We start from the raw sequence: 836 nt of genomic DNA, 5'->3' as shown, positions 1-836 counted from the left end.
ACATTGAGCAGCTACGGCACAACCGAAGCGCACGAAACCTTAGAGCGTATCCGCGGCGCGGACATTGTGATTACCAACAAAGTCGTGATTTCCGCCCAAGCATTTGCCGAAAATCCACAATTCAAGCTGGTTGCCGTTACCGCGACAGGCGTCAACAATGTGGACGTTGAGGCTGCCAAACAAAACGGTACGGCAGTGTGCAATATCCGCGCTTACGGCAATGAATCCGTGGCGGAACACGCGTTTATGATGATGATTACCCTGATGCGCAACCTGCCTGCCTATCAGCGTGACGTTGCGGCAGGCTTGTGGGAAAACTCACCGTTTTTCTGCCACCTCGGCGCACCGATGCGCGATTTGAACGGTAAAACGCTGGCGATTTTCGGTCGCGGCAATATCGGGAAAACGCTGGCAACTTATGCTCAGGCTTTCAAAATGAATGTCGTGTTCGCCGAACATAAAAATGCCCAAAGCGTCCGCGACGGTTATGTTTCCTTTGACGAAGCCATCCGCTCCGCCGATGTCGTATCGCTTAATTGTCCGCTCACGCCGCAAACGGCCAATATGATAGGCGAAGCTGAATTGCAGCAAATGAAACCCGGCGCCATCCTCATCAACTGCGGACGCGGCGGCTTGGTTGATGAAGCCGCTTTGGTTGCGGCGTTGAAATACGGCCAAATCGGCGGAGCAGGTTTTGACGTATTGACACAAGAGCCGCCGCGCGACGGCAACCCTCTGCTGAAAGCCCGACTGCCCAACCTCATCGTCACGCCACACATTGCATGGGCAAGCCAAGAGGCCGCCAACCGCCTGTTTGACATCCTTTTAGACAATAT

1 protein-coding gene is annotated in these 836 nt (G+C 54.2%); it reads left to right on the top strand.

Annotated features, from left to right (window positions below):
• Positions 1-836: D-2-hydroxyacid dehydrogenase (locus tag ACTHUR_RS12980; protein WP_440398910.1), on the top strand; the 836-nt coding region annotated here is incomplete at both ends.

Source organism: Neisseria sp. P0021.S007, from assembly GCF_051956855.1.
The sequence above is the reverse complement of the archived record's forward strand: the minus strand, read 5'-3'. Positions and strand labels throughout refer to the sequence as shown.